The 19,647-nt window shown below is 61.0% G+C and carries 18 protein-coding genes; 5 read left to right on the top strand and 13 right to left on the bottom strand.

Annotated elements, in window-relative coordinates; all coding sequences use genetic code 11:
* Positions 1 to 16: 16 nt before the first annotated feature.
* From GC127_RS11135 to ubiE, 8 genes are all read right to left on the bottom strand, one after another.
* Positions 17 to 2,059: an ASKHA domain-containing protein gene (locus GC127_RS11135; protein WP_037297904.1), complete on the bottom strand. Its 2,043-nt coding sequence runs from the start codon at positions 2,057 to 2,059 to the stop codon at positions 17 to 19.
* Between the two features lie 121 nt (positions 2,060 to 2,180).
* A complete protein-coding gene (locus tag GC127_RS11130; protein ID WP_008281496.1) occupies positions 2,181 to 2,867 on the bottom strand; it encodes a hypothetical protein in 687 nt (228 codons plus the stop codon).
* An 86-nt stretch (positions 2,868 to 2,953) separates the two neighbouring features.
* Positions 2,954 to 4,300: a 3-phosphoshikimate 1-carboxyvinyltransferase gene (gene aroA / locus GC127_RS11125; RefSeq protein WP_151978092.1), complete on the bottom strand. Its 1,347-nt coding sequence runs from the start codon at positions 4,298 to 4,300 to the stop codon at positions 2,954 to 2,956.
* Positions 4,301 to 4,380: 80 nt separating this feature from the next.
* Positions 4,381 to 4,905 carry a UTRA domain-containing protein gene (locus tag GC127_RS11120; protein WP_254700076.1) on the bottom strand — a complete coding sequence of 175 codons (525 nt, stop codon included), beginning with the start codon at positions 4,903 to 4,905 and terminating at the stop codon, positions 4,381 to 4,383.
* A 111-nt stretch (positions 4,906 to 5,016) separates the two neighbouring features.
* Complete coding sequence (locus tag GC127_RS11115; protein WP_302848614.1) at positions 5,017 to 5,544, bottom strand: YjbF family lipoprotein; 528 nt, start codon at positions 5,542 to 5,544, stop codon at positions 5,017 to 5,019.
* 152 nt (positions 5,545 to 5,696) lie between these two features.
* Positions 5,697 to 7,817 (bottom strand): YjbH domain-containing protein, encoded by a 2,121-nt coding sequence (locus GC127_RS11110; protein ID WP_112303068.1) that lies wholly within the window; start codon positions 7,815 to 7,817, stop codon positions 5,697 to 5,699.
* Positions 7,818 to 7,940: 123 nt separating this feature from the next.
* Complete coding sequence (gene ubiB / locus GC127_RS11105) at positions 7,941 to 9,479, bottom strand: 2-polyprenylphenol 6-hydroxylase (protein WP_008281491.1); 1,539 nt, start codon at positions 9,477 to 9,479, stop codon at positions 7,941 to 7,943.
* 3 nt (positions 9,480 to 9,482) lie between these two features.
* Positions 9,483 to 10,226 (bottom strand): bifunctional demethylmenaquinone methyltransferase/2-methoxy-6-polyprenyl-1,4-benzoquinol methylase UbiE, encoded by a 744-nt coding sequence (ubiE, locus tag GC127_RS11100; RefSeq protein WP_008281490.1) that lies wholly within the window; start codon positions 10,224 to 10,226, stop codon positions 9,483 to 9,485.
* Positions 10,227 to 10,312: 86 nt separating this feature from the next.
* On the opposite strand from ubiE, the gene mutM reads away from it, so the two are divergent.
* A complete protein-coding gene (mutM, locus tag GC127_RS11095; RefSeq protein WP_081507033.1) occupies positions 10,313 to 11,164 on the top strand; it encodes a bifunctional DNA-formamidopyrimidine glycosylase/DNA-(apurinic or apyrimidinic site) lyase in 852 nt (283 codons plus the stop codon).
* Between the two features lie 64 nt (positions 11,165 to 11,228).
* Positions 11,229 to 12,005, top strand: a complete 777-nt coding sequence (locus GC127_RS11090; protein WP_008281486.1) for an enoyl-CoA hydratase — start codon at positions 11,229 to 11,231, stop codon at positions 12,003 to 12,005.
* Positions 12,006 to 12,261: 256 nt separating this feature from the next.
* Here the strand turns inward: GC127_RS11090 and GC127_RS11085 are convergent, their stop codons facing one another.
* Both GC127_RS11085 and nth read right to left on the bottom strand, forming a co-directional pair.
* Entirely contained in the window at positions 12,262 to 13,248 is a 987-nt protein-coding gene (locus GC127_RS11085) for an adenosine kinase (protein WP_081507034.1), read from the bottom strand.
* Positions 13,245 to 13,889 carry an endonuclease III gene (gene nth, locus GC127_RS11080; protein ID WP_151978088.1) on the bottom strand — a complete coding sequence of 215 codons (645 nt, stop codon included), beginning with the start codon at positions 13,887 to 13,889 and terminating at the stop codon, positions 13,245 to 13,247. The genes GC127_RS11085 and nth overlap by 4 nt, the downstream gene beginning before the upstream one ends.
* A gap of 98 nt (positions 13,890 to 13,987) precedes the next feature.
* Here nth and GC127_RS11075 point away from each other — a divergent pair, with 98 nt between their 5' ends.
* On the top strand, positions 13,988 to 14,824 hold the full coding sequence (locus tag GC127_RS11075; protein ID WP_151978086.1) for a bifunctional helix-turn-helix domain-containing protein/methylated-DNA--[protein]-cysteine S-methyltransferase: 837 nt from the start codon (positions 13,988 to 13,990) through the stop codon (positions 14,822 to 14,824).
* A 123-nt stretch (positions 14,825 to 14,947) separates the two neighbouring features.
* The gene (locus tag GC127_RS11070; protein ID WP_081507036.1) at positions 14,948 to 15,607 is read left to right on the top strand and encodes an OmpA family protein; all 660 of its coding nucleotides are present in this window, start codon (positions 14,948 to 14,950) and stop codon (positions 15,605 to 15,607) included.
* A 52-nt stretch (positions 15,608 to 15,659) separates the two neighbouring features.
* On the opposite strand, the gene GC127_RS11065 is transcribed toward GC127_RS11070, so the two are convergent.
* Complete coding sequence (locus GC127_RS11065; protein WP_008281481.1) at positions 15,660 to 16,058, bottom strand: cytochrome c; 399 nt, start codon at positions 16,056 to 16,058, stop codon at positions 15,660 to 15,662.
* A 61-nt stretch (positions 16,059 to 16,119) separates the two neighbouring features.
* Entirely contained in the window at positions 16,120 to 17,694 is a 1,575-nt protein-coding gene (locus tag GC127_RS11060; RefSeq protein WP_008281480.1) for a lysine--tRNA ligase, read from the bottom strand.
* 121 nt (positions 17,695 to 17,815) lie between these two features.
* Between GC127_RS11060 and GC127_RS11055 the strand changes: the two genes are divergently transcribed.
* On the top strand, positions 17,816 to 18,241 hold the full coding sequence (locus GC127_RS11055; protein WP_008281479.1) for a tellurite resistance TerB family protein: 426 nt from the start codon (positions 17,816 to 17,818) through the stop codon (positions 18,239 to 18,241).
* A 6-nt stretch (positions 18,242 to 18,247) separates the two neighbouring features.
* On the opposite strand, the gene GC127_RS11050 is transcribed toward GC127_RS11055, so the two are convergent.
* Entirely contained in the window at positions 18,248 to 19,597 is a 1,350-nt protein-coding gene (locus GC127_RS11050; protein WP_037297897.1) for a FliI/YscN family ATPase, read from the bottom strand.
* Positions 19,598 to 19,647 lie beyond the last annotated feature (50 nt).

Raw genomic sequence — 19,647 nt, 5'->3', positions numbered from 1 at the left:
AAGCCGCGATTTCGCACTATCCCCGCCGACGCTTGCGCCGCCCCCCGTCGCTGCCATCGCCATGGGTGTTAAAGCTGGGATTGGGCAGCGTCACGATTTTGGACAACTCCGGAAAAGGGTCCGTCTTGTGCGGGATTGCGTTGGCGGCCACGAAATGCTCTTGGAATTTCGGCTCGATGGCGGTCTCGACCTTGGTGATCTGACCCACCACGCGCTCAATCTCGCGGCGGGCAGCCACGTTGCACAGCGCGATGCGCGCGCCCGTACCCGCCGCATTGCCCGCCGATGTCACCTTGTCGAGCGGCACATCGGGGATCATGCCCAGCACCATCGCATGCAACGGCGAGATATGCGCACCAAAGGCCCCTGCCAGAACAACGCGGTCCACCTTGTCGACGCCGCGTTCGTCCATGAGCAGACGCGCGCCCGCATAGAGAGCCGATTTTGCAAGCTGGATGGCACGAATATCGCCTTGGGTCACGGTGATGACCGGCCCACCCTTGGCACTGCCATCGTGGATAACATAAGAATGGGTGCGCCCATCCTCGATCATACGCGTGGTGCCAGTGGCCTCGGACGATCCAATCAGACCGCTTTCATCCAATAGCCCAGCCATGCGCATCTCGGCCACCGCCTCGATGATGCCAGACCCACAAATGCCGGTAATGCCACCGTCGCCTACCGCCGCCTCGAAACCGTCCTCATCCGACCAAATGTCAGAGCCGATCACCCGGAAACGGGGTTCCTTGGTCATGGGATCAATGCGAATAGCCTCGATCGCGCCGGGGGCGGCGCGTTGGCCGCTGGAAATCTGCGCCCCCTCAAAGGCGGGGCCGGTGGGCGAGGAACAGGCCAAAACCCGCGTCTTGTCGCCCAAAAGGATCTCTGCGTTTGTGCCCACATCGACGATCAGCGCCAGATCTTCGGATTTGCCCGGCTCTTCGCTCAGCGCCACGGCGGCGGCGTCGGCCCCCACATGGCCTGCGATACAGGGCAACACATAAATCTGCGCGCGCGGATTGATCGCAACCAAATCCAGTTCGCGGGCGTTCAGCGCCATGCTCCCCGAGGTGGCCAGTGCAAAGGGGGCCTGGCCCAATTCCACCGGGTCGATCCCCAACAAGAGGTGGTGCATCACCGGATTGCAGACAAAGACCGTCTCGACGATGAGCTTGGCGTCAATCCCCGCCTCTTTGGCAATCTCTTCGGCCAAGGTATTGATCGCGTCTCGTACCGCTGCCGTCATTTCACGGTCGCCGCCGGGGTTCATCATCGCATAGCTGACGCGGCTCATCAGATCCTCACCAAAGCGGATCTGCGGGTTCATGATACCGGAGGATGCCTTGACTTCGCCGGTTTCCAAATCGGTCAAATGGGCCGCAACAGTGGTAGACCCAAGGTCAATGGCCAGACCAAACAGCCCCCCTTCGTGCAGACCCGGCCAAATCTCCAGCACCTGTGCCGGGGTTTCCGCATGCCCTCTGTGCAGCGCGACCGTGACCTGAAACTTGCCCTTGCGCAGCACGGGTTGCAGCTTGGCCAAAAGGCTCAGATCGGCGCGGATGTTGTCGATCTCCCACTGAGCCTTGAGCGCGCGTTGCAAACGCTCGAAGTCGCCGGTGGGCTCATGCATATCGGCCTCTTCCACCTCAACGAAATAGAGGCGGGTGGCCGGGTCCATCTCGATCACGCGGGCAGAGGCGGCCTTGCGTACCACCTGCTTGTGAACCTGGCTTTCCGGGGGCACGTCGATCACCACATCGCCCATGATCTGAGCCTGACAGCCCAGACGGCGGCCCGGCTTCAACCCACGCTTCTGGTCATAGCGTTCCTCGACCGCATTCCATTCGGATAGCGCATCCTGATGAACGGTGACGCCATGTTTGGAAAACTCGCCATAGCCCGGCGATATCTGGCATTTCGAGCAGATCCCCCGCCCGCCACACACCGAGTCAAGATCAACGCCGAGTTGGCGCGCCGCCGTCAGAACCGGTGTTCCCTTGGGAAAGCGCCCGCGCTTCCCGGAGGGCGTGAAAACGACGAGTGGGTCGGTCGACATATGCGAAATCCTGCTTCTGAAGCGTTGCTTGCGGGGAACATAAGCCATAGGCGCTTGTCCGACAGCCCACAAGCGTCAGAAAATCGTCGGCACGCGGCATGCACCGCTCTGGCAGGGCCTGTCAGGTCAGCGACCAGCCAAATAGCCAGATCGCCAAGGGCACCGGGGCCGTCGCGACAAAGAGCGTGAGGATCGCCAGAGGCGCACGAAAGATCCCAGAGAGGCCCGAGACAAACGCGATGCCACCGCCACCGCCAATGATCGAATTGCCCGGAACATTAATCAGCGCCGCGAGATGCAGATAACGATAGCGGACAATCCAGTCGAGATAGCGTCCGCGCAGTTGCGCCGAGATATAGGTCGCACGCTCTGCTGGCGACAGGGTCTGAAACTCTTCCAGCAAGCGGCAGGCGCGCAGGAGGTGCAAATCAAGCAACACCCGGTGCAGCCAGCGATAGGGCACCTTGCCGCCCACCATATAGGCCAGCGTCAGCCCAGAGGCCGTGGCCAGCCAGACGAAGGGCGCGATATCGCCGCCGCCCGCTGCGAGTACCATCAACCCGATTTCGATCCCCGGCACAAAGGGAATAGCGATCAGCACCGCATAGACCAACAAGGCCATGACGAGGAACCCGGGCATCGCCCAACCCTGTTCATTTTCAAGGATATAGCCTTCGGCCCACACAAAGACGTGGTGCATGGCCAAGGCCAACACCGCCAATGCAGCCAAGCGAATCACCGTGCGCAGCAGGCCGGTTTTCACAGGCGGCGGAGCAGGTGGCGGGGCGTTGTGGGCGGGGTCATCCATGCGGCGAAATTAGGCCCTCTGCCCTGGTGCGCGCAATGGGACACACGCACATTTGCCTTGCCCACCGCCTGCCCCGCGCGGCGGGTTCAATCACGCCTGATATCCGCGCCAAGCTGTGCCATCAACGACTCGAAAATCGGAAAAGAGGTGGCGATGGGACTTGCGTCATCGACCTGCACCGGCGCAGTGCTGGCCATGCCCATGACGAGAAAGGACATCGCGATCCGGTGGTCAAGATGGCTAGCGCAGGTCTGGCCGCCCGGCACATGCCCATGCCCCCTGCCCCGTACGATCCACCAATCCGGCCCATCCTCGACCTCGACACCGCCAGCGCGCAATCCGGCAGCCATGGCTTCGATCCGGTCGCTTTCCTTGACACGCAATTCCTTGACGCCGCGCATCACGGTTTCGCCGGTGGCATAGGCGGCCACAACGGACAGCACCGGATATTCGTCGATCATGCTGGCCGCGCGCTCGGGCGGCACCTCGATCCCCTTGAGGTCTGGCGAAAAGCGCGCGCGCAAGTCGGCCACCGGCTCGCCGCCTTCTTCGCGCAGGTTCTCATAGCTCAGGTCTGCCCCCATCTCGCGCAGCGTCGCAAAAAGGCCCGCGCGCGTTGGGTTTAGCCCGATATTGGGCACAAGCACATCAGAACCGGGAACGATCAAAGCAGCACAGACCGGAAAGGCCGCCGAAGACGGATCACGTGGCACCACGATGGTTTGCGCCCGAAGTTCGGGTTGCCCGGTCAGGGTAATCACCCGCCCCTCATCGGTGTCTTCAGTAGTGATTTCTGCGCCAAAGCCGGCCAGCATCCGCTCGGTATGGTCGCGCGTCGCTTCACGCTCGATCACCACAGTCTGCCCCGGCGCGTTGAGGCCAGCCAAGAGCACCGCGCTTTTGACCTGCGCAGAGGGTACAGGCACCACATAGCGAACCGGTACCGGCTCTGCTGCGCCCACGATGGTCATGGGCAACCGCCCGCCCGACCGGCCCACCGCTTGCGCCCCAAAAAGGGCCAGAGGGTCCGTGACCCGCGCCATAGGGCGCTTGTTAAGGCTGGCATCGCCCGTAAACGTTGCCGTGATAGGCGAGGTCGCCATCGCGCCCATGATCAGCCGCACGCCGGTGCCCGAATTGCCGCAGTCAATGACGTGCCCCGGTTCGGCAAAGCCACCGACACCCACACCATGCACATGCCACACACCCGCCGCATCGCGTGTCACCTCGGCGCCAAAGGCGCGCATCGCCTTGGCCGTATCCAGCACATCTTCACCTTCAAGCAGCCCGGTGATCACCGTTTCCCCAACGCTCAGGGCCCCAAGGATAAGGGAGCGGTGCGAGATTGATTTATCCCCCGGCACATCGGCGACACCGGACAGCGGCCCGGAGCGGTGAGAGGTCATAGGAATGGGGGTGCCGTGGCCGGACATGGTGCGCCTCTTGACTGGTCTGTATTGCCCGCCTGATAGCCCAAGCAGGCGGACCCGTCCATGACCATCGCCGCCTTGGATTAAGGGGCGGTGCCCAATTGGGTCACGATCAAGTGCCCCGGCGCGGAGCAAAGGCGCGCAAGCGTTACGCCGCGCCCATGATCCCATGTCAGCCGCTCGATGACAAAAAGGGGCGCGCCGGGTTCGGTCTCTAGCAACCGGGCTTCGTCGCCCGTGGCGGCCAGAGCCGATAGGCGTATTTCCCCATGAGTGTAAGGAACATGGGCCAAGAGCCACTCATTGGCATTGGTCGTTTCGAAATCCTGTGCAGCCGCAGCGGGGGCCGTTTGCAAATTGACCCAACGATCCTCGAGCACGAAAGGTTTGCCAGAGGCAAGGTGCAGCGCCGCGACATGCAGACAGGGACAGGTCGTAGAAGAGCAGAGGCGGCGCGCCACGCCCTCCGGCGGAAGGCTCGTTGCATGGGTCAGACGCCTATAGCCATAGGTCTTGCCAAGCGCGCCCACCTCTTGCCGGATTACGGGAATGTCGACCGTTGCGCGGCTGACCGGGTGCAGGCCATTGCTGGCTGTACGGCCAGACAATGCGACTGGTTTCCGATCAGGAACGATTGGAACGCATCTGGTGCACGCAACGTGCCGTCACTCTCGACCACAGCATGCGCCCCGCAGTCGAGGCGGCGCAGACGCTCGCGGTCAACGCAACCGCTGAATGGTACTGTAGCCCATGGTCGGCCCCGCCCAATGGCGCGATTGCACGACGGCACCATTTGCATCGACCAGATAGGAATTCACCACGCTGCGGTTGGCCTGCCAGCATTCCGCTGTCATGCGCACCCCTTGCACCGAACCAGCGACACTGGTCACGGCTTCTGTTTCCCCGCGCGTAATCTTGCAGTCGGATTTCAGATTCACGATCTGGTTTTCACCATCGAGATAGCGTTGCTGGATCGTGGCAACGCCATCCTCACGGCGCGATACGACCTCAAGCAGCGGCTCTACGCGAGATGACATCAGGTCGTTGCCAAGCCCCCGGGTCGAGACCAGAACACCGTTCAACGTCGTGGCGCTCAGCCGCTCGGAACTGCCATAAGAGGCCCAAGTCTGGTAGGCACCATTCTCTGCAATAGGCCGCAGAACCGCGACCGCTTTGCGGTCCTCCAGAGTATAAAGCAAGACAGGGCCAGTCGTTCTTGACAATGCATCCGTGGCGACTGCCTGCACAATCTTTGGGTCCGGGGTGACGGGCTGCGCGCGGCGCTGCTCAATCAACCTCTTTGTGACGGTAAAAACATTTTCGGAACTCCGCTGGTTCGTACAGCCCGCAAGGACCATGGCGCAGACCAACAGACTCAGCCGAGGCAGGGACGCAGCGATCATCTCCAGAATTTCCCCCAGCTTGCCACGGTGTCGCGCTCGTGCGAGTTTCGCACGGTTTCATAAAGACGGCCCGTCACATTGACGCGCGCGCCCCCATCGCGGGTCAGCGGGCGGATAACGGCGGTTGGGGCCTGCTGTGTGGGCTTGCCGAACAGCCACGAAATCGGGGCGGTAATGCGAATGCCCTTGTCAAATGACCCTTCGCCGAAATCCTGCGCAGAGACATCTGTTTTGGTGGCAAAGGCCCCAACTTTCCAGCCGTTGGCGAATTCCCGGTCAAAACCGATGGTCACGCCCCAATCCCCCGCCAGATACCGGCCGGCGTCGACCTGCGCGTGGTATCCACCGCCGAAATCGTAATAGACCGAGGCATGCCCGTTGAAATCCGGAATGGTGCCACTGACCGTATTGCTGTCGCGCAGGCCAAAATCACCATCAAAGTCGCGTGGACGGACATAGTTCAATTCCGCGCCGATGGCGATGCGGCTGTCCACGGGCCGCCACAACACCTCGGTCGAGACACCCGCATACATCTGTTCGAGGTATCCCAAGGTGATGCGCCCGTAATAATCCGGGGCAAGCCGGTGATATTTGCTGAGTGTCAGCCAATCGACACGAGGCGCATCGGATTGGGCGAATCGCGCCGCATCCGACCGCACGCGCGGAATGCGTGAATTGCTGAAACGGTTGGATTGATCCAGATTGCCGAACAGCTTGACAGAGGTTGCCGCCCGAGCAACCCATCCCCGCCCCAATTCGGCCTGCCCCTGCAAACGCAGCGCGACGTCAAAACGCAGCGGCTCGTCGGGGTCAAACAGGCTGACCCGCGTAAAGGGAAAAATGCTCCATCCGTAGCGCGGAAACTTGCCTAGAACCGGCTCGGGAAGATTGCCGAAACGCAGACTGTCGCGAAAGGTTGCCGCCGCCAGCGCCTCATCCGAGGCTTTGTGCTCTAACCGCTCGATGTCGGTGCGTGAAAAGCTGACCGTGCTGGCAGGGATACCCTTGGCGTAGAGCGTGACGTGAAAATCCTCGACCGAGGCAGGCAGCGCGCGGGTCATTGCGCGCACAGTGCGCCCCAGGGCCTGCGATGTGCGGTCATAGGTCTCATTCTGGATGCCGACATAGGCCGCACGCCCTTCAAGTCGCAGGCGGATCAGGTCAATCTGATCCAAAGCCAGCGTTTCCTCGAGCGATTTCGCAACTTGCGCACGCGCCGCTGGCTGGTCTGCCCAACCAAGATCGCGGGCGGCATCGGGATCTCGCACCGCAACGGGCAGAGGTGCGGGCTCTAACCCGCCCGGAACAGGCATCCCGCGCGGGTTGATCGCGATGGCAAGGCTGACGCCGATTTCTTCGCCATGCAGAACATAGGCCCGGAGATTGGCATCGGGTGCGAATTCGTAATTCAGGCTCGCATTAACCGCCGTGCTCTGCTCAAAAATACCGGCGCGACGTTCGGTATCATAGCTGTCGGACGAATATTCCAGTGCGAATGTCAGCTTGTCCGATACGTTATAGCTGAACCCCCCAAAGAGGCCGATATCCCCCTTGAACCAGTTGGATATGCTCACGTCCCCGCCGGTGCCCACACCTGCAAAGTTGAACGGTGTTCTCGTCCCGAATCCACCAATCGAGTTGTTGGATCCAAACCGCCCCCAACCCAGACCTGCGGTCACACGCAGACGGCTGCCAACAGATTTCGTGGCAACGATGTATTCCGCGCCAAGCACGCCTGTCCCCAGAAAATCCTGAAGCCCGACCGCGATGGCCGGTGAGTATTCGGTTTCCTTGAACAGCCGGAACCGCAAGTCAAAGCTGCGGTCATAGAAAATATCGAATTGCGGCGTCAGATCCTTGGTGCCGGAATATCGAAAACTGCCTGTCAGCCAAGGGGCCACCTGAAAACTGAGGGTCGTTTTGCTGAACCCGTCGAAATAGGCGATGGTCGTCGACAATTGCGCATCCGGCGCCATCTCGGCGGTGGGCATGTCAATAAGACCGCCCGGGGTGCCATAGTTGTTGGTAAGTGTCGTGACCAGATCGTTCGCTGATGCGCCGGTAGCCCCTGTCATAACGGCCACTGCGCCCAAGATGTTTCGCAATCTGATTGTCATCGACTGTTCACCGGTTCCGAGCGCCTTGCAACTTCTCCCGGGCGACCATAACGATCACAGCGCGGCACGGCAATGTGAGTTTCAGCCGTTGCTGTGATTGCTCTTAATTTGTGCAAAAATCCGTCACATCCCGACCAGAAATACCGTGAGCGTAACGCCAACCGCACCCACCAGGCACCCAAGCCCGGCCCAAAGCGCGCGCTCGGGCCAGACCGCGCGTTTGACCGGCACCGGCGCTGCGGTTTGCCGGATAAGCGCAGCCTCGACCAGCCCCGGCAACCTTGGACCATAGCGCGACAGAACCATGGCCGTGCGCCCCAGATCGCGCAGGGCGGCGCGCGGTCCGATGGTCTTTTTGATGTAGTCCTCGACCACAGGTTTTGCGACCTGCCAGATATTGATCTGTGGATTGAGGCTGCGCGCCACGCCTTCGACCACAACCATCGTGCGCTGCAACAGGATCAGTTCGGTGCGCGTTTCCATGCCGAACCGCTCTGTGACCTCAAAGAGGTAGCTAAGCAGGCTGCCCATAGAAATCTTGCTGGCATCCATGCCAAAAATCGGCTCGCCGACCGCGCGCAGCGCACGGGCAAAGGCATCGACATCCCGGTCCGCAGGCACATAGCCCGCCTCAAAATGCACCTCGGCGACGCGGCGGTAATCGCGTTTGATAAATCCATAAAGGATCTCGGCATAAACCCGGCGGGTATATTCGTCGATATGCCCCATGATACCGAAATCATAGGCAATGATATCGCCATTCCCGGAAACCTTGAGATTGCCCTGATGCATATCGGCGTGGAAATAGCCATCACGCAGCGCATGGCTGAGGAAGAGCTGCAACACCCGTTCGCCCAATTCGGCGCGATCATGTCCTGCGGCATCCAGCGCGGCATTGTCCCCAAGCGGCAAACCGTCGGCCCAAGACATGGTCATCACGCGGCGCGAAGAAAGCGGCCATTGCACCGTCGGCAACTGAAACCCGGCATCCTTGGCGGTATTGGCCGCAAATTCCGAGGCCGATGCCGCCTCAAGACGCAGATCAAGTTCACCCATCACCACGCCCTCGAAATGGGCGATGACATCGGTTGGGCGCAATCGGCGCGCACCGGGGGCCAAAAGCTCGACCATGCGCGCGGCAAAATAAAAGGCGTCGATGTCGCGACGAAAGGCCCGTTCGATCCCCGGACGCAGAACCTTGACGGCAACCGCCTCGCCCGTATCGCGCAGCCGCGCCTTGTGGACCTGCGCTATAGAGGCGGCGGCCACGGGCGGGCTGAAATCATCAAAGATGTCTTCGACCGGTCGGCCGAGTTCCTGCGCGATACTGCGTTTGGCCAGATCTACCGAAAAGGGCGGTAACTTATCCTGCAACACCCGCAGATGCGTTGCCAATTCCTCGCCCACCAGATCGGGACGGGTGCTGAGGATCTGGCCAAACTTGATATAGGCAGGCCCCAGAGCGGTCAGCGCACGCGGCGCGGGTGGAGTGGCAAGATCGCCCTTGTCCCCCAGCCATTGAAACGGCCAAGCCAGAAACCGCATCGTGCCGCGCACCAACGGTGGGGCCTCGAAGGCATCCATGATGAGGCCCATCGCCCCTGTGCGTTCCAGCGTCGCCCCGGTTCGGATGAGGCGCAGGATATTGTGCGGGCCACGCATCGCTCAGATCTTCCAGCCGGAATGCAGACAGGCAATGCCCATGCTCAGATTGCGGTATTTGGCATTTTCGAACCCGGCTTGCCGGACCATGCCCAGAAACGTCTCTTGATCGGGAAATTGGCGGATGGATTCGACAAGATACTGATAACTGTCGCGATCATTGGCGATCATCTGCCCCAGACGCGGGATGATGTTGAAACTGTAGAGGTCATAAACCTTTTGCATCAGCTCATTGGGGATTTGGCTGAATTCCAGCACCATCAGCCGCCCACCGGGCTTGAGCACGCGAAACGCCTCGTTCAGCGCCTCTTGGGGGCGGGTCACGTTGCGGATGCCGAAACTGATCGTGTAGACGTCGAAACTCGCATCCGGAAAGGGCAGCGCCATCGCATCACCCACCACCCAATCAAGGCTGTCTGCCATACTCTCGGCCTCGGCGCGCTTGCGCCCCTCGACCAGCATCGGCTCTGTCAGATCAAGCACGGTGGCATGACCATGCCCGGCCCGCTTGAGAAAGCGAAAAGAGATATCTCCCGTGCCCCCCGCCACATCAAGAAGGCGTTGGCCTGCGCGCGGGGCCAGCCAATCCATCATCGCATCTTTCCAGATGCGATGGATACCAAGGGACATGGCATCATTCATCACGTCGTATTTACTGGCCACGCTGCCAAACACGCCGCGCACACGCCCGGCCTTTTCCGACTCGGGGATATCCTGAAATCCAAAATGCGTGGTTTTCTCGTTCATGGGCCTTGCCGCTCTTGTGTCTCGCCTTTCTTATAGGGCTATGACAGGGGGTTACAATGCGCCCCTTGTGCCCACAGAGGTCCGATATGCCAGAATTGCCCGAGGTTGAGACAGTCCGCCGCGGCCTTACCCCGGTGATGGAGGGGCAGGTGATCGCCTCTGCCTCCGTGAACCGTCCAGATTTGCGTTGGCCATTTCCGCCCAATATGGCGGCACGGCTGACTGGTCAGACCGTGACAGCGCTGCGACGACGCTCGAAATACATTCTCGCCGATCTGACATCCGGCGAGAGCCTTCTCATTCATCTTGGCATGTCGGGCCGCATGCTGGTTTCAGGCGACCCTTTGGGCCGCTTTGTCCACGATCACCCGGCCCCGGAAAAGCATGACCATGTGGTTTTTGACATGGCAAACGGCGCGCGCATCACCTTCAACGATCCGCGCCGCTTTGGCGCCATGGATCTTTTGCCCACAGCCACGGCAGAGACGCATCCACTCTTGGCCCGGATTGGGCCGGAACCCTTGGGCAATGCATTCAGCGAACCCTATTTGGTTGCCGCCCTCAAGGGGCGCAACACCCCCATCAAATCCGCCCTGCTGGATCAACGAATCGTCGCAGGTCTGGGCAATATCTATGTCTGCGAGGCGCTGTATCGCGCGCGCCTCTCGCCCTTGCAGCGGGCCGGAGCACTCTCAGGCAAACGCGCCGCCGCCCTTGTGCCGATCATCCGCGACGTGTTGAGCGATGCAATTTCTGCCGGTGGCTCTTCGTTGCGGGATTTTCGTCAGGCTGACGGGGAGTTGGGCTATTTCCAGCATAGTTTTGATGTTTACGGGCGCGAGGGCGAGCCCTGCCGCAGCCCCGGATGTAAAGGCCAGATCGCCCGCGTCGTACAGGCCGGTCGCTCCAGCTTCTATTGCCCGCTATGTCAAAGATAGGTTGAACGCGCGGCCAACAGTGGTAATGAATCGGCCCTGATGGAAACAAATGAAAGCTGATTTCATGGCCTATGAGACGATCATCGTCGAAATAGAAGACCACGTCGCCCTCATCAAGCTCAACCGGCCTGACGCGCTCAATGCGCTCAATGCGCAGTTGATGTCGGAACTTGCAGAGGCATTGGGAGAGGCGCAACAGAACGAAAAAGTGCGCTGTATCGTGCTGACCGGCTCGGAAAAAGCCTTCGCCGCCGGGGCCGATATCAAGATGATGAGCGAGAAGAGCTTTGTCGATGTCTTCACCGAAGACCTCTTTACCGCCGATAGCGCCGCCATCGCCCGGGTGCGCAAGCCGATCATCGCTGCGGTGTCGGGCTATGCGCTTGGCGGGGGCTGCGAACTTGCGATGATGTGCGATTTCATCATCTGCTCGGACACCGCCAAATTCGGCCAGCCCGAAATAAATCTCGGCGTGATCGCGGGCCTTGGCGGAACCCAGCGCCTGACACGGCTGGTGGGCAAGTCCAAGGCGATGGACATGAACCTGACGGGCCGCTTCATGGATGCCGAAGAAGCAGAGCGTTCAGGCCTCGTGAGCCGGGTGGTCCCAGCCAAGAAGCTGATGGAAGAGGCGATGGCAGCGGCGCAGAAAATTGCAGAGAAATCGCAAATTTCGGTGATGGCAGCAAAGGAAGCGGTCAACCGCTCCTATGAGACGACATTGCGCGAGGGGCTCTTGTTCGAGCGGCGCGTGTTCCATTCGCTCTTTGCTACCGAGGATCAGAAAGAGGGGATGGCCGCGTTTTCCGAGAAACGCGAGGCGCAGTTCCGCGACAAGTAAGCGTTTTACACCAAAAGGGGCGCTGCCCCTCTTGGCCTACGGCCAATTCACCCCGAAGTATTTGGACCATAAAGAAACCGAAATGCGCGCCCGGATTTGACACACGCAACACCCGGGCGCGGCTTCTTCATGGGCGGTCATCGGCTCTCCAGCCTGTACCGCAGACCCAGCATCTCACGTCAGGGTTAATAAAACCTTGCGCTTCTTTTTGGCAAAAATACTCAAACTCTGCGCTCTGCCGCCAGACGCCAACCTCTCAGATCAATCCTTCGGCAGCAAAAAGCGCCTTCACGTCCGCCTCGGGGCGCGCGCCATAGTGGCCAATCACTTCGGCCGCCGCGATACAGCCCATGCGCCCGGCCACCGCCAGCGGTTGGCCCGTCGCCAGGCCGTAGAGCAGGCCAGCGGCAAACTGATCGCCCGCGCCGGTGGTATCAACCGGGGTCACGCGATGCACCGGAACAGTGACAGTTTCATCCCCCTGAACCAGCACAACATCATGCCCCGAACGGGTGCAGACAATGAGGCCGCTTTCAGATGCCGCCTGTTCCAAGGCCGAGCCCAGATCCTCGGTCTCATAGAGCGCGCACCACTCGTGTTCGTTGCCGATCACATAGTCCAACTCGCGCAAGAGACCCCGGAAGTCATCCCGGTGGCGATTGACGCAGAACGGGTCGGAGAGGGTGATCCCGGCTTTGCCGCCGCCGGCCCGCGCCGCGCGCGCTGCCGCCTGAAACGCTGCCTTGCCCTTGGGCTTGTCAAAGAGATACCCCTCTAAAAACAAAAGTTCTGCCTGCCCGGCCACGGCCTCGGGCACATCTGCATCGTCGAGTTCGGTCGAGATACCCAGATAGGTGTTCATCGACCGCTCGCCATCTGGCGAGACAAAGATCATCGACCGCGAGGTGGGCAGCGCGCCATCGCCGCGTGGTGGATTGACGAAATCAGTGCCGACCTCGGCCATCGCCGCAGCGTAGTAGCGCCCAAGATCGTCATCGCTGACCCGTCCGATAAAACCTGTCGAGAGGCCAAGCGCGCCCAGTCCCGCGATGGTATTGGCCACCGATCCCCCCGGCATCTGCCGACGGTCGGTCATGTTCTCATAGAGAAATTCGGCGCGTTCGGTTTCGATCAATTGCATCACGCCCTTGTCGATGGCCATGCGCGCCAGAAAGGCATCATCGCATTGGCTGATCACGTCCACCACGGCATTACCGATGCCAACGGCCTGATATTTTGTCATAGGGTCTTGTCCTCGAATAAGCAGAGATCACGAATAAGGCAGGTGCCGCAGGCGGGTTTGCGCGCCTTGCAGGTGTAGCGGCCATGCAGGATGAGCCAGTGATGCGCGTGGCGCTGAAAGTCCACCGGCACGTTGTCTTCGATAGCGCGCTCGACAGCGTCCACCGTTTTGCCGGGGCAGATGCCGCTGCGGTTGCCCACACGGAAGATATGCGTATCCACCGCCTGCGCCGGATAATGCCACCACATATTGAGCACAACATTCGCCGTTTTGCGCCCGACACCGGGCAAGGATTGCAGCGCGGCGCGGGAGTTGGGCACCTCTCCGCCGTAGTCCTCGACAAGGATCCGGCTGAGTTTCATCACATGCTTGGCCTTGTTGCGATAGAGGCCGATGGTCTTGATGTGTTGGATCAGCCCCTCTTCGCCCAGATCGAGCATCTTTTGCGGGGTGTCAGCGACTTTGAAGAGGTCACGCGTCGCCTTGTTGACGCCGACATCGGTGGCCTGCGCCGAAAGGGCGACGGCGACGACAAGCGTATAGGCGTTGACATGCTCCAACTCGCCCTTGGGTTCCGGCTCTGCAGCCTCGAACCGGGCGAAAATCTCGCGGACCTTATGATAGTCAAGTTGGCGTGCCATGGCTGTTCTATGCCGGGATTTGGCGGGATGCGCAACATTCGGGTCGCATGCCCAGAACCGGCGTCATATCCTGCCTGTGAAATCACAGGAACGCCAAGATGAACGCCCAACCCGAATCCGGCTATCACTACCACGTCATGCGCCGTGCTATCGACCTTATTGATGGCCACGACGCGGCGCTGACGCTCGAGGAATTGGCGCGAGAGATGGGCATGAGTGCTGCGCATTTCCAGCGGCTCTTTTCGCAATGGGTGGGGGTGTCGCCGAAACGCTATCAGCAGTACCTGACCCTCGGCCATGCCAAGGCGCTGTTGGCAGAGCGGTTCACGACGCTGGAGGCTGCCGATGCGGCGGGCCTGTCGGGCACGGGGCGGCTCCACGATCTTTTTCTGCGGTGGGAGGCGATGAGCCCCGGCGATTTTGCCCGCGGGGGCGACGGGCTGACGATCCATTTCGGCTGGTTCGACAGCCCCTTTGGTGAGGCGCTTGCCATGGGCACCGATCGCGGGCTGTGTGGCCTGGCCTTTTCCGAGGAATTCGGGCGAGAGATCGCGATGGCCGATATGCGATCCCGCTGGCCCAAGGCCGCGTATACCGAGGCGCCCGACAAAATCGCGGGCTGGGTCGATGCAGCCTTTGGCGGGCGCGGCGAGGTGGCGGTCCACATGATCGGCGCACCGTTTCAGATCAAGGTCTGGGAGGCGCTCTTGCAAATACCCTCGGGCCACGTGACCACCTATTCCGAAATCGCAAGCGCCATCGGTAATCCACGTGCGGTGCGGGCTGTGGGCACTGCGGTTGGGCGCAATCCGGTCAGCTACATTATCCCCTGTCACCGGGCCTTGCGCAAATCAGGCGCGCTTGGCGGCTATCACTGGGGCTTGCCCGTCAAGCGCGCTATTCTTGCCTGGGAGGGCGCCCGCGCCGACGGATAGGCGGAAAGTTGCAGGCAATGCCAGGTTTTTCCCCGTGAATGACCCTTGGGATACGGGTTGTTATTGCATATCATCGGCGCAGACCCGATCCATCGGGCCAGTTGAACCGAAGAGGCGAATTCCATGATACGAGCGAAAAAACCCTTACTGATGCTTTCCGGCGCATCCTTGTTGCTGGCAACCGCCTGCACCGATCCGGGCTATGTGGGTGGCACCAACCCCAACCAAAAAACCCAGCAGGGGGCGATCATCGGCGGTCTCATCGGTGCCGGGACCGGAGCGATTGTCAGCGACAGCAAGGGGAAGGGCGCGCTGCTTGGTGGCGTACTTGGTGCCGTGGGTGGCGCGGCCATCGGAAACGCACTGGACCGGCAAGAGGCCGAGTTGCGTCAGCAACTTGACGGCGATGTGCGGATCGTCAACACCGGTGACCGCCTGATCCTGACCATGCCGCAAGACATCCTTTTCCCGGTGGACGGGGCAACAGTGGCCCCCGCGCTGCGTGATGATCTCTTCAAGGTCTCGCAGAGCCTGCAAGCCTATCCCAACACCACGGTGCAGGTCGTAGGCCATACCGACAGCGACGGCGATGCAGGATATAATCAGGGCCTGTCGTTGCGTCGCGCGAATGCGGTTGCGGATGTGCTTGCCAGCGGCGGCGTGCCTTATGGTCGCCTCCGCGCCATTGGCCGGGGCGAGGATCAGCCCGTCGCCTCAAACCTCACAAGCGAAGGCAAGGCGCAGAACCGCCGGGTCGAAATCGTGATCCTGCCCAACGCCTGATCGCGTTTGACTGAAAAGAGGGGGCTGGCCGAATCCCGGTCAGCCCCCTTATTCATTTGACTTGGATGCTTTCGAGATAGGCCATCAACGCTGCAAGCGGGCGCGGTGTGGGTGTGAGAACGCCGTCACCCACATCAAGCGGCACGGTTTCCCCCTCGAGCAGCAGACCAAATTCGGGCATGTCCTGACCCGGAAGTCCGGTGCGGTCATAGCCGTCGATCACCGACAAAACATGGGCGCGGGGGAAAACCGCATCTTTCGACAGTTGCGTCAGATCCGCCGGAGCCGGCCTGAGACCAGACGCCCAAGGGCCGTCCCCCTGCCCGGATGCCCCGTGGCATTGGGCACAGTTGGCATTATAAATTCCCGCCCCCTCGCCCGCATCGGGCATGGAGACGGTCGCTGCACAGGCCGCAAGGCCTGCGGCGGTCAGGATTGCCAAGATACGCATCGCTCGCCCCTTTGTTTTCACCAAAGGTAGCAAGAGCACCAAGGCTGCGCAACGGCCCTGATCAGGACAACTCGCCCGACAACCCCTTGTCGATCAGTGCCACAGTTTCCGTCACGCCATAAAGTGCTATGAACCCGCCAAAGCGTGGCCCCTGAGACGCCCCCAAAAGCACCTCGTAGAGCGCCTTGAACCAGTCGCGCAACGGATCGAACCGGTCACGCCCCACGGCATAGACGATGGATTGCAGCGCTTCATCCTCGGCTGGGCCATCATAGGCCAACAGTTGCGCGCGCAGGTCCACCAAGGCCTCACGTTCCAGATCAGTGGGCGCACGGTAAACCTTGGCTGGGGCCACAAAATCCTTGTAGTAGCGCACCGCATAGCCGGCTGCCGCGTCGAGATCAGGATGGGTCTCGGGGCGGGCGTCGGGCGCATAGCGACGGATAAAGCCCCAGAGCGTTTCCTTGTCTTCGGCAGCCGATACCGAGGCAAGGTTGAGCAGCATCGAGAAGGGCACAACCATCCGGCTCTCGGGCACCTTGCCGCCGTGAATATGCCAAACCGGATTGGCCAACTGCTGCTCTAGCGTCTGTTCGGGATAGGCGCGCAATTGCTGATGATACTCATCCACGGCCCGTGGGATGACATCGAAATGCATCCGCTTGGCGGTCTTGGGCTTTTGATACATGAAATACGACAGGCTTTCGGTGGCGGCATAGGTCAGCCACTCATCAATTGACACACCATTGCCCGAGGATTTCGAGATCTTCTGTCCGCTCTCGTCAAGGAAAAGCTCATAGGTGAAATGCTCTGGCGCGGGTGCGCCGAGCGCACGACAGATGCCATCGTAAATCGGCGTGTTGGTCGAGTGGTCTTTGCCATACATCTCGAAATCAACGCCAAGAGCAGCCCAACGAGCGCCAAAATCAGGCTTCCATTGCAGTTTCACATTGCCGCCCGTCACCGGCAGGGTCCATTCGCGCCCCGTCTCATCGTCAAAGGTGATGGTGCCATCCTTGGCGTTCACCTCTTTCATCGGCACATAGAGCACACGGCCCGTTTCGGGGTGAATGGGCAGAAAGATCGAATAGGTCTGCTGCCGCTCTTCACGCAGCGATTTCAGCATGATCGCCATGATCGCGTCATAGCGTTCTGCGGCGCGGCGCAGCACGTCGTCAAACTGACCTGAGCGATAGAATTCCGTGGCCGAATAGAACTCATAGTCGAACCCAAAGGTATCGAGGAACCGCCGCAGCATGGCGTTGTTATGGTGGCCAAAGCTCTCATGCGTGCCAAAAGGGTCTGGCACAGAGGTGAGAGGCTTTTGAAGATGCTCCATCAGCATTTCACGGTCAGGCACATTGCCCGGCACCTTGCGCATGCCATCAAGATCGTCGGAAAAGCAGATCAACCGTGTCGGAATGTCGCTTATCACCTCAAAGGCACGGCGGATCATCGTCGTGCGCAGCACCTCGCCAAAGGTGCCGATATGCGGCAGGCCAGAGGGGCCATAACCGGTCTCGAACAGCACGTAACCCTTTTCCGGCGGTGCCTTTTCATAGCGCTTGAGCACGCGGCGCGCCTCTTCAAAAGGCCAGGCTTTCGAATTCATGGCGGCATCGCGCAATTCGGACATCGGTCACACTCCAGGTTTCAGCCCGCCGAAATCCCGGCAAAGCATCTGCGCTTCCTATTGCCGGGGGGCGTGACAGTCAATATTCTGCACCGCAACATAGCCCCGCGCGAAAGGCCCGCACATGTCAGAACCGATGCCCCACCCGCTTACACCGCAAGATTGCCTTGTGGCGGTGATGATCGCCGTCTCGGCCTCGGATGAGGATATGCGCACCGCTGAACTCATCAAGATCGAAAGCACGGTGAATAACCTGCCGATCTTTGCCGACTATGATCTGGATCGGCTCAGGTTGATGTCGCAAACCGTGCTCGACCTGTTTACGGTCGAAGATGGTCTTGATGCGCTCTTTGGTCTTGTGCGTGCGAACCTGCCCGAACGGCTGTTCGAGACGGCCTATGCGCTTGCCTGTGATGTGGCGGCGGCAGATGGGACACTGAACGAGCGCGAGTTGCGCCTGCTCGAAGAAATCCGCTACGAGCTGACCATCGACAGGCTGCATGCCGCCGCCATCGAACGCGGCGCACGGGCACGGCACATGCTCGCGTAAGCCAGTTCAACGTGCCGCGCCGCGAAGTGGCGGCGTTCCTGCCCGCCGCAGGATAACACCCAGACGGGCAAAGCTGTTCTTAGCGGAAACCGCCTCTTTTTCGGCCAGAAACCCGTCAAGCTCGGGCCAGATCCGTATCGCCTGATCGAGTTCGGGATCGCTGCCCTCGGCATAGAGGCCTGCCTTGATCATGGTCTCAGACCGGGCATAATTGCCCAAAAGGCTGCGCGTTCGTGAAATCAGGGTGTTTTCTTCATCCGTTGCGGCGCGCGGCAGGCTCCGCGACACGGAGCGCAAAAGATCGATCGCCGGATAGCGCCCGCGCTCCGCGATCTGACGATCCAGCACCACATGCCCGTCAAGCACGCCGCGCAAAATGTCGGCTATCGGTTCCTCCATATCCGAGCCAGCGACCAGAACGGTCAGAAGCGCGGTGATATCGCCGGCCCCGTCCTCGCCCGGGCCCGCCCGTTCGCAAAGCGACATGATCAAATGCGAGGTTGAGGCCGGAAAGCCGCGCAGCGCTGGCATTTCCCCCGCCGCCGTCGCCACCTCGCGATGCGCCTCGGCAAAGCGCGTGATCGAATCGGCAAGGAACAGCACCTGCTGACCCTGATCGCGGAAAAACTCGGCCACGGCCATTGCCGTCCAGGCACAACGGCGGCGAACAAGCGGCGAGCGGTCCGAGGTGGCGGCGACGATCACCGCGCGGCGCATACCCTCAGGCCCCAGCACATGCTCGACGAATTCGCGCAACTCGCGCCCGCGCTCGCCGATCAGAGCGATCACAACAACATCGGCCTGCATGTGCCGCGCCAGATGCCCCAACAGCATGGTTTTACCAACGCCTGACCCGGCAAAAAGGCCCACGCGCTGTCCGCGCACGATGGGCAGCACCGTGTTAAAGGCCGCCATTCCAGTTTCCAGCCGCGCGCCCAGCGCGCGCCGCCGCGCTGGGGCCGGGGGCTCTGCGCGCAACGCCCGTGTCTCGGCCCCACGTAAAAGAGGCCGACCATCGAGCGGTGCACCAAAGGGATCAATGATCCGACCCAACCAGCCGTGTGACGGCGCGATGGCCTCTGCCTGCCCCAGAATCACACGGTCCCCAAGGGCAACCCCCTCGGGGCTGGACTCAGGCAAGACCATCACAGAAGCCGCCTCAAGCCGGATCACCTCGCCAGAGAGCGGCGCACCAGACCGGCGGCGAATGTCCACCCTGTCTCCTAGCCGTGCCTCAGAAGACAGGCCACTGATCCGCAAGGTATTTCCCTGCACCGCGCTGACCCGGCCTATCACCCGCGACAGACGCAGCGAAGAAAGTTCCGCCCGCAACGCCGCCATGTCCTGTCTCTGCATCGCCTGCTCCAATCATGATCCCGCAAACAATTTCTAAAGGAATCAGGGTT

Origin of the sequence: Roseovarius sp. EC-HK134 (genome assembly GCF_902498815.1) — a bacterium.
Taxonomy (GTDB): domain Bacteria; phylum Pseudomonadota; class Alphaproteobacteria; order Rhodobacterales; family Rhodobacteraceae; genus Roseovarius; species Roseovarius mucosus_A.
Note: the sequence above shows the minus strand (reverse complement) of the source record. Positions and strands in the feature narration are given on the sequence as shown.

What these genes read in the sequence shown, in the direction of transcription:
- GC127_RS11135 (WP_037297904.1), bottom strand. Translation starts at nt 2,059, where the DNA reads ATGTCGACCGACCCACTCGTCGTTTTCACGCCCTCCGGGAAGCGCGGG.
- GC127_RS11130 (WP_008281496.1), bottom strand. Translation starts at nt 2,867, where the DNA reads ATGGATGACCCCGCCCACAACGCCCCGCCACCTGCTCCGCCGCCTGTG.
- aroA (WP_151978092.1), bottom strand. Translation starts at nt 4,300, where the DNA reads ATGTCCGGCCACGGCACCCCCATTCCTATGACCTCTCACCGCTCCGGG.
- GC127_RS11110 (WP_112303068.1), bottom strand. Translation starts at nt 7,817, where the DNA reads ATGACAATCAGATTGCGAAACATCTTGGGCGCAGTGGCCGTTATGACA.
- ubiB (WP_008281491.1), bottom strand. Translation starts at nt 9,479, where the DNA reads ATGCGTGGCCCGCACAATATCCTGCGCCTCATCCGAACCGGGGCGACG.
- ubiE (WP_008281490.1), bottom strand. Translation starts at nt 10,226, where the DNA reads ATGAACGAGAAAACCACGCATTTTGGATTTCAGGATATCCCCGAGTCG.
- mutM (WP_081507033.1), top strand. Translation starts at nt 10,313, where the DNA reads ATGCCAGAATTGCCCGAGGTTGAGACAGTCCGCCGCGGCCTTACCCCG.
- GC127_RS11090 (WP_008281486.1), top strand. Translation starts at nt 11,229, where the DNA reads ATGGCCTATGAGACGATCATCGTCGAAATAGAAGACCACGTCGCCCTC.
- GC127_RS11085 (WP_081507034.1), bottom strand. Translation starts at nt 13,248, where the DNA reads ATGACAAAATATCAGGCCGTTGGCATCGGTAATGCCGTGGTGGACGTG.
- nth (WP_151978088.1), bottom strand. Translation starts at nt 13,889, where the DNA reads ATGGCACGCCAACTTGACTATCATAAGGTCCGCGAGATTTTCGCCCGG.
- GC127_RS11075 (WP_151978086.1), top strand. Translation starts at nt 13,988, where the DNA reads ATGAACGCCCAACCCGAATCCGGCTATCACTACCACGTCATGCGCCGT.
- GC127_RS11070 (WP_081507036.1), top strand. Translation starts at nt 14,948, where the DNA reads ATGATACGAGCGAAAAAACCCTTACTGATGCTTTCCGGCGCATCCTTG.
- GC127_RS11065 (WP_008281481.1), bottom strand. Translation starts at nt 16,058, where the DNA reads ATGCGTATCTTGGCAATCCTGACCGCCGCAGGCCTTGCGGCCTGTGCA.
- GC127_RS11060 (WP_008281480.1), bottom strand. Translation starts at nt 17,694, where the DNA reads ATGTCCGAATTGCGCGATGCCGCCATGAATTCGAAAGCCTGGCCTTTT.
- GC127_RS11055 (WP_008281479.1), top strand. Translation starts at nt 17,816, where the DNA reads ATGTCAGAACCGATGCCCCACCCGCTTACACCGCAAGATTGCCTTGTG.
- GC127_RS11050 (WP_037297897.1), bottom strand. Translation starts at nt 19,597, where the DNA reads ATGCAGAGACAGGACATGGCGGCGTTGCGGGCGGAACTTTCTTCGCTG.